The sequence below is a fragment of the Pseudomonas sp. Z8(2022) genome (genome assembly GCF_025837155.1).
GTDB lineage: Bacteria > Pseudomonadota > Gammaproteobacteria > Pseudomonadales > Pseudomonadaceae > Aquipseudomonas.
On sequence record NZ_CP107549.1, the window covers coordinates 1,400,665 to 1,416,779 of the forward strand.

General features: G+C 65.3%; 14 protein-coding genes. 12 read left to right on the plus strand and 2 right to left on the minus strand.

The window, feature by feature from the left end:
* The first annotated feature begins 82 nt into the window (after window positions 1–82).
* The 8 genes from OEG79_RS06685 to OEG79_RS06720 all read left to right on the plus strand — a co-directional run bounded on the left by OEG79_RS06685 (window position 83) and on the right by OEG79_RS06720 (window position 9,247).
* The gene (locus OEG79_RS06685) at window positions 83–1,069 is read left to right on the plus strand and encodes a glucokinase (protein ID WP_264148008.1); all 987 of its coding nucleotides are present in this window, start codon (window positions 83–85) and stop codon (window positions 1,067–1,069) included.
* A 55-nt stretch (window positions 1,070–1,124) separates the two neighbouring features.
* A complete protein-coding gene (locus tag OEG79_RS06690) occupies window positions 1,125–1,859 on the plus strand; it encodes a response regulator (RefSeq protein WP_264148009.1) in 735 nt (244 codons plus the stop codon).
* On the plus strand, window positions 1,849–3,297 hold the full coding sequence (locus OEG79_RS06695) for an ATP-binding protein (RefSeq protein WP_318840849.1): 1,449 nt from the start codon (window positions 1,849–1,851) through the stop codon (window positions 3,295–3,297). The genes OEG79_RS06690 and OEG79_RS06695 overlap by 11 nt, the downstream gene beginning before the upstream one ends.
* A 201-nt stretch (window positions 3,298–3,498) precedes the next feature.
* The gene (locus OEG79_RS06700; RefSeq protein WP_264148010.1) at window positions 3,499–4,752 is read left to right on the plus strand and encodes an ABC transporter substrate-binding protein; all 1,254 of its coding nucleotides are present in this window, start codon (window positions 3,499–3,501) and stop codon (window positions 4,750–4,752) included.
* A gap of 168 nt (window positions 4,753–4,920) precedes the next feature.
* Entirely contained in the window at window positions 4,921–5,829 is a 909-nt protein-coding gene (locus OEG79_RS06705) for a carbohydrate ABC transporter permease (protein WP_264148011.1), read from the plus strand.
* Window positions 5,830–5,833: 4 nt separating this feature from the next.
* Window positions 5,834–6,700: a carbohydrate ABC transporter permease gene (locus OEG79_RS06710; protein ID WP_413247541.1), complete on the plus strand. Its 867-nt coding sequence runs from the start codon at window positions 5,834–5,836 to the stop codon at window positions 6,698–6,700.
* A gap of 24 nt (window positions 6,701–6,724) precedes the next feature.
* Entirely contained in the window at window positions 6,725–7,870 is a 1,146-nt protein-coding gene (locus tag OEG79_RS06715; protein WP_264148013.1) for an ABC transporter ATP-binding protein, read from the plus strand.
* 138 nt (window positions 7,871–8,008) lie between these two features.
* A complete protein-coding gene (locus OEG79_RS06720) occupies window positions 8,009–9,247 on the plus strand; it encodes a maltoporin (protein ID WP_264148014.1) in 1,239 nt (412 codons plus the stop codon).
* A 185-nt stretch (window positions 9,248–9,432) separates the two neighbouring features.
* On the opposite strand, the gene mapR is transcribed toward OEG79_RS06720, so the two are convergent.
* Complete coding sequence (gene mapR / locus OEG79_RS06725) at window positions 9,433–10,845, minus strand: GntR family transcriptional regulator MpaR (protein WP_264148015.1); 1,413 nt, start codon at window positions 10,843–10,845, stop codon at window positions 9,433–9,435.
* Window positions 10,846–11,066: 221 nt separating this feature from the next.
* On the minus strand, window positions 11,067–12,470 hold the full coding sequence (ccoG, locus tag OEG79_RS06730) for a cytochrome c oxidase accessory protein CcoG (protein WP_264148016.1): 1,404 nt from the start codon (window positions 12,468–12,470) through the stop codon (window positions 11,067–11,069).
* 336 nt (window positions 12,471–12,806) lie between these two features.
* On the opposite strand from ccoG, the gene OEG79_RS06735 reads away from it, so the two are divergent.
* The 4 genes from OEG79_RS06735 to OEG79_RS06750 are packed head-to-tail and all read left to right on the plus strand — an operon-like array spanning window position 12,807 to window position 16,019.
* Entirely contained in the window at window positions 12,807–14,474 is a 1,668-nt protein-coding gene (locus OEG79_RS06735; RefSeq protein WP_264148017.1) for a nitrite/sulfite reductase, read from the plus strand.
* Window positions 14,471–14,989, plus strand: coding sequence for a DUF934 domain-containing protein (locus OEG79_RS06740; protein ID WP_264148018.1), 519 nt, complete (start codon window positions 14,471–14,473; stop codon window positions 14,987–14,989). Before OEG79_RS06735 ends, OEG79_RS06740 begins: the two co-directional genes overlap by 4 nt.
* Window positions 14,986–15,339, plus strand: a complete 354-nt coding sequence (locus OEG79_RS06745) for a CidA/LrgA family protein (RefSeq protein WP_264148019.1) — start codon at window positions 14,986–14,988, stop codon at window positions 15,337–15,339. Before OEG79_RS06740 ends, OEG79_RS06745 begins: the two co-directional genes overlap by 4 nt.
* Window positions 15,336–16,019: an LrgB family protein gene (locus tag OEG79_RS06750; protein WP_264148020.1), complete on the plus strand. Its 684-nt coding sequence runs from the start codon at window positions 15,336–15,338 to the stop codon at window positions 16,017–16,019. The genes OEG79_RS06745 and OEG79_RS06750 overlap by 4 nt, the downstream gene beginning before the upstream one ends.
* The last annotated feature ends 96 nt before the right edge of the window (window positions 16,020–16,115 follow it).

Consider the following 16,115-nt stretch of genomic DNA (forward strand, 5'->3'; position numbering starts at 1 on the left):
CGAGTTTTGGAGTCGATAGCATGTCCCCTCGCTTTTCTGCGATTGCCATTGCGCGACCTGTCCTCGTCATGGAGGCATTCAGGTGAAACTGGCGCTGGTCGGCGACATCGGTGGTACCAACGCACGCTTCGCCCTGTGGCGTGACGATCATCTGGAGGCGGTACAGGTTCTGGCGACCGCCGATTTTTCCGGGCCGGAGCAGGCCATCATGGCCTATCTGCAAGCCCAGGGCCTGCCGCCGGGGGCCATCGGCTCGGTGTGCCTGGCCTGCGCGGGGCCGGTCGGCGGAGATCTGTTTCGTTTCACCAACAATCACTGGAGCATCGATCGCGCCGCCTTCTGCCAGAGGTTGCAGGTCGACGAGCTGCTGCTGATCAACGATTTCTCTGCCATGGCGCTGGGCATGACGCGCCTGACCGAGCGCGAGCGGATGGTGGTGTGCGAGGGGCAGGCGCAGGCAGAGCGGCCGGTTCTGGTGATCGGCGCCGGTACCGGGCTGGGTGTCGGTACGCTGCTGGAGCAGGCCGACGGTCGCTGGCTGGTGCTGCCAGGCGAGGGCGGGCACGTCGACCTGCCTGTCGGCAGTCCGCGCGAAGCCGAGCTGTGGCAGATTCTCCATCGGCAACTGGGCCACGTAAGGGCCGAGGACGTGCTCAGCGGCAATGGACTGCTGGTTTTGTACCGCGCCATCTGCGAGCTGGACGGCCAGCGGCAGCAACACCGGACGCCGGCTGAGATCACCGCTGCCGGCCTGGCCGGCGAACCCGTCGCCGCCGAGGTGCTGGAGCAGTTCAGCTGCTGGCTCGGGCGCGTTGCCGGCAACAACGTGCTGACGCTGGGCGCACGCGGCGGCGTATATATCGTCGGTGGTGTGGTGCCGCGTTTTGCCGAACGCTTTCTCGCCAGCGGTTTTGTCGCAAGCTTCCGCGACAAGGGCTGCATGAGCCATTACCTTGACGGCATTCCGGTGTGGCTGGTGACGGCCGAGTATCCCGGTCTGACCGGCGCCGGCGTGGCCTTGCAACAGGCGTCGGAGCGTAGCCCGGAGTCAACCCGGAAGAACCCTTGATAGACCCCCGGATTTCATCCGGGCTACACAGCCATAACAAGAAAGGTGGCGGACCATGAGCCAGCCCGGCAAGTCGATTCTGCTGGTCGATGACGACCAGGAAATACGTGAACTGCTCGATACCTACCTGAGCCGCGTCGGCTTTCAGGTGCGTGCCGTTGCCGACGGTGGCGCCTTTCGCCAGAGCCTTTGCGCCGAGTCGGCCGATCTGGTGATTCTCGATGTGATGCTGCCCGACGAGGATGGCTTCAGCCTGTGCCGCTGGGTGCGCGAGCATCAGCGCTTCGCCCAGGTGCCGATCATCATGCTCACCGCCAGTTCCGACGAGGCCGACCGGGTGATCGGCCTGGAGCTGGGTGCCGACGACTACCTCGGCAAGCCGTTCAGCCCGCGCGAGCTGCTGGCGCGAATCAAGGCATTGCTGCGGCGCGCGCAGTTCACCCAGGAGCGCAGCGGCGAGGTGCTGGCATTCGACGACTGGCGCCTGGACATGGTCAGCCACCGCCTGTTTCATCTTGACGGCGAGGAGGTGTTCCTGTCCGGCGCCGATTTCGCCCTGCTCAAGCTGTTTCTCGATCACCCGCAGCAGATCCTCGACCGCGACACCATCGGCAATGCCACCCGTGGCCGCGAGGTGATGCCGCTGGAACGCATCGTCGACATGGCGGTGAGCCGCCTGCGCCAGCGCCTGCGCGATACCGACAAGCCGCCGCGGCTGATCCGCACCGTGCGCGGCAGCGGCTATCAACTGGCGGCGACCGTCAGCGCGCAGGCCGGCGATGGCCGCTGAAGCGCGGCGCTGGCTGCCGCTGCCGCGCTCGCTGCTCGGGCGCATGCTGCTGCTCACCCTGCTGGCGATACTTGCGGCGCAGACGCTGTCCAGCGTCATCTGGCTGTCGCAGCTGCGCGCTACCCAGCTCGAAGGCCTGGTGACCACGGCGCGCAGCCTGGGTCATTCGATGTCGGCCAGCGTGCGCTACTTCCGTTCCCTGCCGGTGAACTACCGGCCGCTGGTGCTCGACCAGTTGCGCAGCATGGGCGGCACGCGCTTCGTGGTCAGCCTCAACGACCGCCCGTTGCAGATGAAGCTGCTACCGGCCACGCCGCGCAAGCAGGCGGTGACCGAGACTGTGACCGAGGTGCTGCGTCAGGCGCTGGGCAATGCAGCGGACATCTCGGTGACCTTCGTCAAGCCGGACGACCTGCTGATCTTCAACGGCGGCCTGAAACTCGACGAGCTGCCACGATCCTGGGCGCACTATGCGCTGACCCTGGAGCCGCTCAACCCGCCGGTGCTGGTGACGCAGATCCAGCTGGCGCCGGGGGAGTGGCTGTATATCGCCTCGCTGCTGCCCGAGCCCTACACCAATCTTGAAGAGCCTTTCCTGCCCACCCAGCAGATCTGGTTCATCCTCCTGACCAGTGTGTTCCTGCTGGTATTCATCGGCCTGCTGGTGCATCTGCAGAGTCGTCCGCTCAAGCGCCTGGCGCGTACTGCCCGGCACATGTCGCTGGGGGCGGAAGTGGAGCCGGTCGCCGAAGGCGGTGGTCGCGAGGTGGTGGAGGTGGCGCGTGCCTTCAACGCCATGCGCGAGCGCATCAGCCGGTACCTGACCGAGCGCAGCCAGCTGTTCAGCGCCATTTCCCATGACCTGCGCACACCGATCACGCGCCTGCGTCTGCGCGTCGAACTGCTCGACGACGAGAGCCTGCAGAGCAAGTTCGGCCGTGATCTCGATGACCTGGAGCTGCTGGTCAAGGGCGCGCTGCAATGCGTGAAGGACACCGACATCCACGAGAACATCGAGCCGGTCGACCTCAATCACCTGCTGCATGGGCTGATCGAGCCCTATCTCGGTTCGGGCCGGGTGACCCTCGATGGTGCCGCACTGGCGGCCTATCCGGGCAAGCCGCTGGCTCTGCGTCGCTGCATCGGCAACCTGCTGGACAACGCCCTGAAGTACGGCGAGCGCGCACACCTGCATATCGAGGACGATGACGAAGCCTTCGTCCTGCATGTCGACGACGAGGGGCCGGGGGTGCCCGAGCAGAAGCTCGAGCAGGTGTTCGAGCCGCACTTTCGCCTTGCCAGCCAGCAGCAGGGCTACGGCATGGGCCTCGGCATCGCCCGCAACCTGGCGCACAGCCACGGCGGCGAGCTGAGTCTGCGCAACCTGCGTGACGGAGGGCTGCGCGTGACCCTCTGGCTGCCGCGTCAACCCCGCTGAATCTGTGTCCGTGACCCCTCGATCTGAACTGCAGAATGCGCGGCATGCCGCCCCATGTAACCTGCCGGCGCCGCTTTGTAACAGCCTGGTGACCATCCAATACCCTTTGTTACCCCCGCCGTAGCGGGGGCTGGGTAGACTCGTTCGCAATGCAAGCACCACGACTTGCTCGCGAATAACAACAACAAGGTGTCTCATTCCATGAAAGCGATCTCTCGCCTCTCCTGTGCCATCTCCCTCGCAGTCCTGCTGCCCCTTTCCGCCACTGCCGGTGAAGTCGAAGTGCTGCACTGGTGGACCTCCGGTGGGGAAAAACGCGCCGCCGACACCCTGCAGAAACTGGTCGAAGCCCAGGGCCACAAATGGAAGGATTTCGCCGTTGCCGGTGGTGGTGGTGAAGCGGCCATGACCGTGCTGAAGACCCGTGCGGTGTCCGGCAACCCACCCGCCGCGGCGCAGATCAAGGGCCCGGATATTCAGGAGTGGGGCGAGCTGGGTCTGCTTGCCGACCTCAACGAGGTTGCCGCCGAACAGAAGTGGGACGACCTGCTGCCACCGCAGGTGGTCGAGGTGATGAAGTACCAGGGCGACTACGTGGCGGTGCCGGTCAACGTGCACCGGGTCAACTGGTTGTGGATCAACCCCGCGGTATTCGAAAAGGCCGGCGCCACGCCGCCGACCACCCTCGATGAATTCTTCGCCGCCGCCGACAAGCTCAAGGCGGCCGGCTTCATCGCCATCGCCCATGGTGGCCAGCCGTGGCAGGACGGCACCGTGTTCGAAGACCTGGCTTTCAGCATTCTCGGCCCCGAGGGCTTTCGCAAGGCCTTCGTCGAACAGGATCGCGACACCCTGACCGGCGACAGGATGGTCGAAGTGTTCGCAGCCCTGCAGAAACTGCGTGGCTATATCGACGCCGACGCCGCCGGGCGTGACTGGAACAGCGCCACTGGTCTGGTGATCGATGGCAAGGCCGGCATGCAGATCATGGGCGACTGGGCCAAGAGCGAGTGGACTGCTGCCGGCAAGGTCGCCGGCAAGGACTACGAATGCCTGGCCTTCCCCGGCACCCAGGGCAGCTTCGCCTTCAATATCGACTCGCTGGCCATGTTCAAACTGAGCAATGCCGACAACCGCAAGGCCCAGGAAGACCTGGCGCGCACGGTGATGGGCAACGAGTTCCAGGCGTTCTTCAACCAGAACAAGGGCTCGATCCCGGTGCGCATGGACCAGGACATGAGCAGCTTCGACGCCTGCGCGCAGAAGTCCATGGCCGACTTCAAGGAAGCCGCTGCCGATGGTGGTCTGCAGCCGAGCCTGGCCCACGGCATGGCCGCCTCCAGCTATGTGCAGGGTGCGGTGTTCGACGTGGTGACCAACTTCTTCAACGACCCCAAGGCCGACCCCAAGCGCGCCGCCCAGCAACTGGCCGCGGCGATCCAGGCGGTGCAGTGAGTCTGCGGGCCGCCCACGTGGCCCGGTGTACAAGGCGGGCATAGCCCGCCGCTTTCAAGCCTTCCATCCCGGGCGCATGTCTCCAGGCATGCATCACGGGATCGGCCGCGCCGCGTTTCCCTACTGTAGGGATTGGCAGCGGCGCAATCTGCAATGACGGAGTGATCCATGAGTTCAAATGCAGTCCTCGCCAAAGCCTCACCGCTCGATGCCCTGCAGCGCTGGTTGCCCAAGCTGGTGCTGGCGCCGAGCATGGTCATCGTGCTGGTGGGCTTCTACGGCTACATCGGCTGGACCTTCCTGCTGTCGTTCACCAACTCGCGCTTCATGCCCAGCTACAACTTCGTCGGGCTGCAGCAGTACATGCGCCTGTGGGATAACGACCGCTGGTGGGTGGCGAGCCAGAACCTGCTGGTCTTCGGCGGCCTGTTCATCGCCATCAGCCTGGTCATCGGTGTGTTTCTGGCGGTGCTGCTGGACCAGCGCATCCGCCGCGAAGGCTTTATCCGCACCATCTTTCTCTACCCCATGGCACTGTCGATGATCGTCACCGGCACCGCCTGGAAGTGGCTGCTCAACCCCGGTCTGGGTCTGGACAAATTACTGCGCGACTGGGGCTGGGAGGGCTTTCGCTTCGACTGGCTGGTGGACCCGGATCGCGTCGTCTACTGCCTGGTGATGGCCGCCGTGTGGCAGTCCTCGGGCTTCGTCATGGCGCTGTTCCTTGCCGGGCTGCGCAGCGTCGATCAATCGATCATCCGCGCTGCCCAGGTCGACGGTGCCAGCCTGCCGAGCATCTACCTGCGCATCGTCCTGCCGAGCCTCGGACCGGTGTTCTTCAGTGCGCTGATGATCCTCGCCCACATCGCCATCAAGAGCTTCGACCTGGTCGCCTCGATGACCGCCGGTGGCCCCGGCTACGCCTCCGACCTGCCGGCGATGTTCATGTACGCCCACACCTTCACCCGAGGCCAGATGGGCCTCGGCGCCGCCAGCGCGATGCTGATGCTCGGCGCGGTGCTGGCGATCCTGGTGCCGTATCTGTATTCCGAACTGCGAGGCAAACGCCATGACTGATTCCGTGCTCGATGCGCGTCTGGCGCCACATCCAGTGTCTCGGGTGAGGGCCTTCAGCCTCAGCCGCCTGGCCATCCACGCCACCCTGATCCTGGCCTGCGCGGTGTACCTGGTGCCGCTGCTGGTGATGTTGCTGACCAGCTTCAAGACCCCCGACGACATCCGCAGCGGCAACCTGCTGTCGATCCCGGACGTGTTCACCCTGATCGGCTGGCTCAAGGCCTGGGACGGTGTCGGCGGCTACTTCTGGAACTCGGTGAAGATCACCGTCCCGGCGGTGCTGATCTCCACGCTGCTCGGCGCGCTGAACGGCTACGTGCTGGCCATGTGGCGCTTTCGCGGTTCGCAGCTGTTCTTCGGTCTGCTGCTGTTCGGCTGCTTCCTGCCGTTCCAGGTGATCCTGCTGCCGGCGTCCTTCACCCTCGGCCAGCTCGGCCTGGCCAATACCACCGAGGGCCTGGTGCTGGTGCACGTGGTCTACGGCCTGGCCTTTACCACGCTGTTCTTCCGCAACTTCTACGTGAGCATTCCCGAGGCGCTGGTGCGCGCTGCGCGTCTGGATGGCGCCGGCTTCTTCACCATCTTCGCGCGCATCCTGCTGCCGATGTCGGTGCCGACCATCATGGTCTGCCTGATCTGGCAGTTCACCCAGATCTGGAACGACTTCCTCTTCGGTGTGGTGTTCGCCAGCGGCGACACCCAGCCGATCACCGTGGCGCTGAACAACCTGGTCAACACCAGCACCGGGGCCAAGGAATACAACGTCGACATGGCCGCGGCGATGATCGCCGGGCTGCCCACCCTGCTGGTCTACGTCCTGGCCGGTAAGTACTTCCTGCGCGGTCTCACTGCCGGCGCGGTGAAAGGCTGATGCCTTCAAGATTGGAGAAATGACATGGCTACCCTCGAACTGCGCAACGTCAACAAGTCCTACGGCAGCGGCCTGGCGGACACCCTGAAGAACATCGAACTGGCCATCGACTCCGGCGAGTTCCTGATCCTCGTCGGCCCCTCCGGCTGCGGAAAATCCACCCTGATGAACTGCATCGCCGGGCTGGAGGACATCAGCGGCGGGGCGATCCTGGTCGATGGCGCCGACATCAGCGGCATGAGCCCGAAGGATCGCGACATCGCCATGGTGTTTCAGTCCTATGCGCTGTACCCGACCATGACGGTACAGGACAACATCGCCTTCGGCCTGAAGATGCGCAAGCTGCCGCCTGCCGAGATCGAGGCCGAGGTGGCACGGGTGGCCAAGCTGTTGCAGATCGAGCATCTGCTGGGGCGCAAGCCCGGCCAGCTGTCCGGCGGCCAGCAGCAGCGCGTGGCCATGGGCCGGGCGCTGGCGCGGCGGCCGAAGATCTATCTGTTCGACGAGCCGCTGTCGAACCTCGATGCCAAGCTGCGTGTGGAGATGCGCACCGAGATCAAGCTGATGCACCAGCGTCTGAAGACCACCACGGTGTACGTCACCCATGACCAGATCGAGGCCATGACCCTGGGCGACAAGGTGGCGGTGATGAAGGACGGCATCATCCAGCAGTTCGGTACCCCGCAGGAAATCTACAACGACCCGGCCAACCAGTTCGTCGCCAGCTTCATCGGTTCGCCGCCGATGAACTTCGTCCCGCTGCGTGTGCAGGTGCGTGAGGGCCAGTGCTTTGGCCTGCTCGATTCTGGGCAGGCGCGTTGCGAGCTGCCGCTGGGCGCGGCGGCGGAGCTGGAAGGGCGCGAGCTGATCCTCGGCGTGCGTCCCGAGCAGATCCAGCTGGCCGGCGCCGCCGCGGCGCTGCCGAGCCTGCGCGCCGAGGTCGAGGTGGTCGAGCCGACCGGCCCCGACACCCTGGTGTTCGTCAGCCTCAACCAGACCAAGGTGTGCTGCCGCCTGGCGCCGGATGCCGCGCCGCAGGCCGGCAGCAGCCTCGACCTGCAGTTCGATCCGGCGCGCGTGCTGCTGTTCGACGCCAGCAGCGGCGAGCGCCTGCGCCCGGGAAAGCACCAGGCCACTGACAACAAGGTGGCCCAGTTCAAGGCTGTTTAGCCATGCAGCCCGGATGAAATCCGGGGATTGCCCAACCTCGCCGGATTTCATCCGGGCTACAGCGCATCAAGGTAACGAAACCCCGTCGCTGCGGCGGTTATCCGCAGCATCGCTCAATAAAAACAATCAGGAGCAACGATGAAGACCACACAGCAAACCCTCACCTGTTCGCTCGGTGCCCCCTGCCTGCTGGCACTGGCCTTGGCCACGCCGCAGGCGCAGGCCCTGGAGTTCAGCGGTTATGTGCGCAGCGGTATCGGTGGTGCGGATACCGGCGGCACGCAGCAGTGTTTCCAGTTGCCCGGCGCTCAGTCGAAGTACCGCCTGGGTAACGAGTGCGAGCAGTACATCGAGCTGGACCTGCGCCAGGACCTGTTTCGCCTGGATGACGGCTCGGTGATCAGCGTCGAGGGCATGGCCCAGCTCTACAATCAGTACGGCCATACCCCGAAGTTCACCGGCGATTACGGCTTCGCGCGGATGAACCAGATGTACGCGGAGTGGAGCAACATGCCGGCGCTGGGTGGCGGTTCGCTGTGGGCCGGGCGGCGCTTCTACAAGCGTAACGACATCCATATCTCCGACTTCTACTACTGGAACCAGAGCGCTACCGGTTTCGGTATCGACGAAATGAAGATCGGCGATCTGAAGTACAGCTACGTGTTCTCGCGCAAGGACAACTACGATCAGGAGCCCTACATCAACCGTCACGATTTCAACGTCGGCGGTTTCCAGGTCAACCCGGGTGGCGAGCTGGAAGTGGGCGTCAGCTACATCGACAAACCGGACAGCACCGACAGCCACAGCGGTTGGGCGGTCACAGCGCAGCACAAGCAGCAGGACTTCCTCGGCGGGGTCAACACCTTCGCCCTGCAGTACGGGCGCGGGCCGGGTACCGGTCTGGGCTACACCGGTGATCCGACTCTCGACAGCAGCAACCGCAGCTGGCGCCTGGTGGAGTTCTTCGACTTCCAGATGACCCCACGTCTCGGCGGCCAGGTCGAGCTGGTCTATCAGAAGGACAAGCGCCCGGATGGCGCGGATCAGAACTGGCTGTCCATCGGCGGCCGTACCAGCTACGCCTTCACCGAGCAGTTCAAACTGGTCGGCGAGATCGGCCGCGATCAGGTCGAGGCGCCCGGCGGCACGCGCAAGCTAACCAAGTTCACCATCGCACCGACCTGGTCGCCCGCCGGCCCCGGCTTCTGGGAACGCCCGGAAATCCGCCTGTACTACACCTACGCCAGCTGGAACCGCGCGGCGCAGCAGGCCGCCAATCTGCTGGCCGACGGCTCGGCCCTGTCCGAGAACGGCGCCTTCGGCAGCGCCCGCCACGGCTCCAACTTCGGCGTGCAGGTCGAATACTGGTGGAAGTAGCCAGTCGGTAGGGTGGATCGCGCCTCACTGATCCACCGTGGCTGCCAGGGTGGATGAAAAGGGCCCATCCACCCTGCGAAGCGCATTGCCGCGCCGCCAGAACCGTAGCCCTGATGCAATCCGGGGTGATTGATGCACCGGCCCCGGATTTCATCCGCACGTAAGGCGCGTCGTGCGCACCGGCGTCAGAGCAGGCCCGCCACCAGACGCCCGAGTACTTCCATGGCCTGCTCGCTGCGCGGATTCCACGGGTGCCCGTAGTTCAGGCGTGCGCAGTGGCGAAAGCCCTGGCTGGCGGAGAAGATCGGCCCCGGCGCCAGGCTGATGCCCTGAGCCAGGGCCAGGCGCAGCAACTGCAGCGAGTCCAGACGCTCGGGGAATTCGAACCAGAGGAAGTAGCCGCCCGACGGCCGCGTGACCCGCGTGCTGGCGGGAAAGTGCCGGGCGGCGGAGGCGAGCATGGCGCTCTGCTGCATTTCCAGGGCATGGCGCAGCTTGCGCAGGTGACGGTCGTAGCCGCCGTGCTGCAGGTAATCGGCCAGCGCTGCCTGGGCTGGCACCGAGGGCGAGATGGTAGTCATCAGCTTGAGCCGGGCGATCTGCTCGGCATAACGGCCGCCAGCCACCCAGCCTATGCGATAGCCCGGCGCCAGGCTCTTGGAGAAGGAGCCGCAGTGCATCACCAGACCTTCGCGGTCGAAGCTCTTCACCGGCTTGGGCGGGTGGCTGCCGAAGTACAGCTCGGCGTACACGTCGTCCTCGATCAGCGGCACCTGATGTTCGACCAGCAGGTCGTACAGCGCCTGCTTCCTGGCCTCGCTCATGCTCGCGCCGAGCGGGTTCTGCAGGCTGCTCATGAACCAGCAGGCCTTGATCGGCAGTTGCCTGAGACTGTCGGAAAGGGCGCCCAGGTCGATGCCTTCGCGCGGGTGTACGGGAATTTCCACGGCCTTGAGCTGCAGGCGTTCCAGCACCTGCAGGCAGGCGTAGAAGGTTGGTGATTCGATGGCCACCAGATCGCCCGGCTGGGTCACGCACTGCAGGCAGAGATTGAGCGCCTCCATGGCTCCGTTGCTGATCACCAGCTCCTCCATCGGCAGCATCACGCCACTGACCATGTAGCGCAGGGCGATCTGTCGGCGCAGGTCGGCGTTGCCGGCGGTCATGTCGGCGATGATCTCGTGCGGCGAGAGCATGCGCAGCGCGTGCGCCATGCTCTTGGCCAGGCGCGGCAGCGGGAACAGGTCGGGGCTGGGGAAGGCCGAGCCGAAGGGCACGGTGTGCGGGTCCTTGAGCGAGGCGAGCACGGAGAACACCAGCTCGCTGACGTCGACCTCGGTGGTCTGCGCGGCGTGGCCGGTCAGCTCAGGCTCATGCAGCGGGCGTTTGGCGTGTTCGCGCACGAAATAGCCGGAACGGGCGCGGGCCTGGATCAGGCCGCGGTCTTCCAGCAGGTAGTAGGCCTGGAATACGGTGGACGGGCTGACGCCATAGGTGCGGCTGGCATGGCGTACCGAGGGCACCTTCTCGCCGGGGCCAAGCACGCCGGTACGGATCAGCTCGGCGATCTCGTCGGCAAATTTTTCGTAGCGTTTCATCCTGTCCTGGTTCACCGCCGCAAAGGGTACGGGCGAACACTTTACGGGGTGAACGGCAGACATGGCAGTGCCTCGTGAAGGGGAGGGCGTACATCGGATGCAGGAGCGGATTCATCCGCGATGAATGCGGCGCAGCGGTTTCGCGGCTGAAGCGGAATGCCGCCCAGCCGCTCCCACAGGTTCGGGCTACGCTGCGCGCCCATTCGCCGCGGGGCGAAGTGCTAGCGCAGCGGCGCGAGGAAGGTGCTCCGGGTGCTGACGCGACTGTCCGCATCGGCCTGGTCGCGTACCTCGAAACGCAGGGTCTGCGGGCCGGCAGCGTTGTGCGAGGCCGTAAGCGCGACGCTTACCGGAAGGTCGCGAATCTCCCCTGGCGCCAGGTTCAGCGTGCTCGGGCCGTGCAGTTCGAAGGCGCCGGCATCGACCAGGTCGATGACATAGCTGCGCGCTTGCTGGGTCTTGTTGATGATCTTCAGGCTGTAGATGTTCTCGATCTGGCCCAGCGAGTTCTCGCGGAACAGGCCACGGTCGCGGGTCACGTCCAGGGAAATCAGCGGACGTTCGGCCAGTGCCCAGACGAAGGCACCGATCATCACCGCCAGCATGGCCGCGTAGCCGACCAGACGAGGGCGCAACCAGTGGGTCTTGCCACCGGCCAGCTCGTTCTCCGAGCTGTAGCGCACCAGGCCGCGGGCATAGCCGAGCTTGTCCATGATGCTGTCGCAGGCATCGACGCATGCGCCGCAGCCGATGCATTCCAGTTGCAGGCCGTCGCGGATGTCGATGCCGGTAGGGCAGACCTGCACGCAGACCGTGCAGTCGATGCAGTCGCCCAGACCTTCGGCCTTGTAATCGGCATCCTTGCGACGCGGGCCGCGGTTTTCGCCACGGGCGGCGTCGTAGGAAATGACCAGCGTATCGCTGTCGAACATCACGCTCTGGAAGCGCGAGTAGGGGCACATGTCGCGGCACACCTTTTCCCGCAGCCAGCCGGCGTTGATATAGGTGGCAGCCGTGAAGAACAGCACCCAGAACGCCGTGGTGGCGCCGACTTCGAGCGTCGCCAGGTCCACCGTCAGCTGGCGCACCGGGGTGAAGTAGCCGACGAAGGCCAGGGCCGTGGCCAGGCTGACCGCCAGCCACAGAGCGTGCTTGGCGCTGCGCCGAGCCAGCTTCTGCAGCGACCAGGGCGCGGCGTCGAGCTTGATGCGCTGGCCGCGGTCGCCCTCGGTGATCTGCTCCACGCGCATGAACACCCAGGTCCATACGCTCTGCGGGCAGGCGTAGCCGCACCAGACGCGGCCAGCCAACACGGTGATGAAGAACAGGCCGAAGGCGGCGATGATCAGGATCGCCGAGAGCAGGATGAAATCCTGTGGCCAGAAGGTCGCGCCGAAGATATGGAACTGACGGTTATCCAGATCCCAGAGCACGGCCTGGCGGCCGTTCCAATCGATCCAGGCGGTGCCGAAGAACAGCAGGAACAGCAGGCCGGCACCGAGCAGGCGCAGGTTGCGAAAACGCCCGGTGAAGCTGCGCGTGTGGATTGGGCCGCCGGCCTGGGCCGGTGTCAGGCGGATGGGTTTGGCGGTATCGAGGCTCCGCACGGGGATCATGTCGGTCATTTCATTGCCCTCATCAGGCGTTAATCAGGCTGGCGCCATGATCCGAGGGCAGCTGATAACGGAACAGACTCAGGTTTCCGAATAAAAAGCGGATCAGATGATCCGGGGAGTGCAGGGGAAGCGCCGTAGGGGCCGCCAAGCCGCGCAGTTTCTGGGGTTTATGGCTTTGATGTCTGACCCTGCGGATGCTGCTGCGGCATCGCGTCGCGCCAGTCAGCGCCCAGCACCGGTCACTGTTGTGTCATCTGATACGTTTTTTTAAGGCTTTTCTGGCGCTGTTTTCAGTGCACGTCTGGCAGGCATAGTCGACGGCCCGTGATCAGGAGGCCTGCCGGCATGTACCAATACGACGATTATGACCGCGCGCTGGTGCGCGAGCGCGTCGCCCAGTTTCGCGACCAGGTACAGCGGCGCCTGGCCGACGAACTGAGCGAAGAGGAGTTCCTGCCGCTGCGCCTGCAGAACGGCCTGTACCTGCAGAAGCACGCCTACATGCTGCGCGTGGCGATCCCCTACGGCACCCTGTCGGCCAGGCAGATGCGCGCACTGGCGCATATCGCCCGCGAGTACGACCGCGGTTACGGCCACTTCACCACGCGGCAGAACATCCAGTTCAACTGGATCGAACTGGAACGCGTGCCGGACATTCTCGACTGGCTGGCCGAGCACGACATGCATGCCATCCAGACCTCCGGCAACTGCGTGCGCAACATCACCACCGAGGCGTTTGCCGGCGTCGCTGCCGACGAGTACCTGGACCCGCGCCCGCTGGCCGAGATCCTCCGCCAGTGGTCGACGGTCAACCCGGAATTTCTCTTCCTGCCGCGCAAGTTCAAGATCGCCCTGTGCGCCGCCGAGCAGGACCGTGCGGCGATCCAGGTGCATGACATCGGCCTGCAGCTGTACCGCGACGAAGCAGGCGAATTGCGCCTGCGCGTGCTGGTCGGTGGTGGCCTGGGGCGTACTCCGATCATCGCCCAGACCCTGCGTGAAGGCCTGCACTGGCAGGACTGCCTGTCCTACGTCGAGGCCATCCTGCGTGTGTACAACCGCCATGGCCGGCGCGACAACAAGTACAAGGCGCGGATCAAGATTCTGGTCAAGGCGCTGGGCATCGAAGACTTCGCCGCCGAGGTGGAGCGCGAGTGGCAACCGATCAAGGACGGCCCGGCACGCCTTACCGAGGATGAGTACGAACGCGTCGCCGCCTCCTTCCACAAACCGGCCTACGTGCCGCAGGACGCCCTCGACCTCGACTTCGGCACCCACCTGGCGCGCGACGAGGCCTTCGCCCGCTGGGTCTCGCGCAACGTCATGGCGCATCAGGTGCCTGGCTACCTCAGCGTGGTGCTGTCGACCAAGCCGGGCATCAGTGCACCGCCCGGTGACGTCACCGCCGAGCAGATGGAGGCGCTGGCGGACTGGAGCGAGCGCTACGGCTTCGGCGAGATTCGCGTCGCTCACGAACAGAACCTGGTGCTACCCGATGTACGCAAGGCCGACCTCTACGCGCTATGGCGGGAAGCCGAAGCGGCGGGGCTGGGCACGGCCAATGCCGGCCTGCTCACCGACATCATCGCCTGCCCCGGTGGTGATTTCTGCTCGCTGGCCAATGCCAAGTCGATCCCCATTGCCCAGGCCATCCAGCAGCGTTTCGACGACCTCGACTACCTGCATGATCTGGGCGAGCTGAGCCTGAACATCTCCGGCTGCATGAACGCCTGCGGCCACCACCATATCGGCAACATCGGCATCCTCGGCGTCGACAAGAACGGCAGCGAGTGGTACCAGCTCACCCTCGGCGGCAGCCAGGGCCAGCAGGCGGCGCTGGGCAAGGTGATCGGCCCGTCGTTCGCTGCCGAGCAGGTGCCCGAGGTGATCGAGCGCATCGTGCGCACCTATGTCGATCAGCGGGAGGTCAACGAAGGCTTTCTCGACACCTTCCAGCGCATCGGCCTGGAGCCATTCAAGGCGAGCGTGTACAGCCGCGAGGAGGTGGCATGAACAACCTGATTCGCCTGGTCGAGGGCCAGGCCTGCATCGTCAGTGATGATCCCTGGCAACTCGACGCTGAAGGGGACGCGCCGCTGATCCTGCCGCTGGCGGCCTGGCGCGAGCGACAGCCTGTGGAAGTGCTGGAGGGCAGGGTGATGAGCGCAGATGGCCTGCTGCTGCAGGTCGACGACGAGCCGGAAGCGCTGCTGCCGTTTCTTGCCAGCCTGCCGCTGATCGCCATCGAGTTTCCCAGCTTCCGCGACGGCCGTGGCTACAGCCAGGCCTATCTGTTGCGCACCCGCCTGGGCTGGCGCGGCGAGTTGCGCGCGGTCGGCGACGTGCTGCGTGATCAGCTGGCGCACATGCGTCAATGCGGCTTTGATGCCTTCGCCGTGCGTGCCGACAAATCGGTGGAAGATGCAATCAAGGGCCTCGAAGGGCTCAGTGTGTTGTATGGTCGCTCGGCTATCGAACCGCGTCCGCTGTTTCGCCGGGGACGCCATAAGGAGGAATCGAGATCATGATGGTGCGTGGCCTGTTCTGGCTGGTATTGCTGCAGTTGTTCGGCGTGGCCCTCAACCATTGGCTGTTGCCGATGTTGCCGGCCTCGATCATCGGCCTGCTGCTGCTTTCGGTCTGGCTGATGTGGCGCGGCGCGGTGCCGGAGCCGCTGCAACAGGCTGCCGGCGGCCTGCTGCCATATCTGCCGCTGCTGCTGGCCGTACCGGCCTCGGGGATCATGACCAGCAGTGATCTGCTGCTCGGCGAGCTGCCGGTGATTGTCACGGCGCTGGTGCTGTCGTTGCTGGTGACCGTACCTTTCTGCGGCTGGCTGCTGCAGGCGCTGATCCGCCGTCAGGAGCGCAAGGGATGACCCAGCTCACTCACCACCCACTGTTCGCCATCGCCCTGACGCTGGCCGCCTTTCTCATTGCCGCCTGGCTCTATCGCCGCAGCGGCTGGCTGGTGCTGCAGCCAGTGCTGGTTTCGGTCACGCTGATCGTCAGCACGCTGCTGCTGTGCGGGGTCGACTATGCCACCTACCGCGCCGGTGCCGAGCCCGTGGCCTGGCTGCTGGGGCCGGCCACCGTGGCCCTGGCGGTACCGCTGCAACACAACATCAAGCGCATCCGCCAGCTGTTCTGGCCGGTGCTGATCACCCTGACCGCCGGTGGCGTCCTGTCGGTGGCGCTGACCCTGGCCATCGGCTGGGCACTGGGTGCCGACTGGAGCGTGGTGATGAGCCTGGCGCCGAAATTCGTGACCATGCCGATTGCCATGCCGGTTGCCGAGCAGATTGGCGGCGTGGCGTCGCTAGCTGCGGTGATGGTGATGCTTACCGGCGTGATTGGCACGGCCATGGGGCCGCTGCTGCTGCGCTGGGCCGGGGTGGACCACCCGGCTGCCCGCGGCCTGAGCTACGGCATCAACGCTCACGCCATCGGCACTGCGCACGCTCTGCAGGAGGGCGAGGAGTGCGGCGCCTTCGCTGCCCTGGCGATGAGTCTGCTGGGCATCGGCACCGCCCTGCTGTTGCCGCTGCTGCTGGCCTGACCCCGCGCAACCCCGCCTCTATCGCGGCTAGGCCGCTCCTGCAGCAGCTGCGCAGCTCTTGCAGGAGCGGCCTAGCCGCGATGCTTCTGGGCTGCT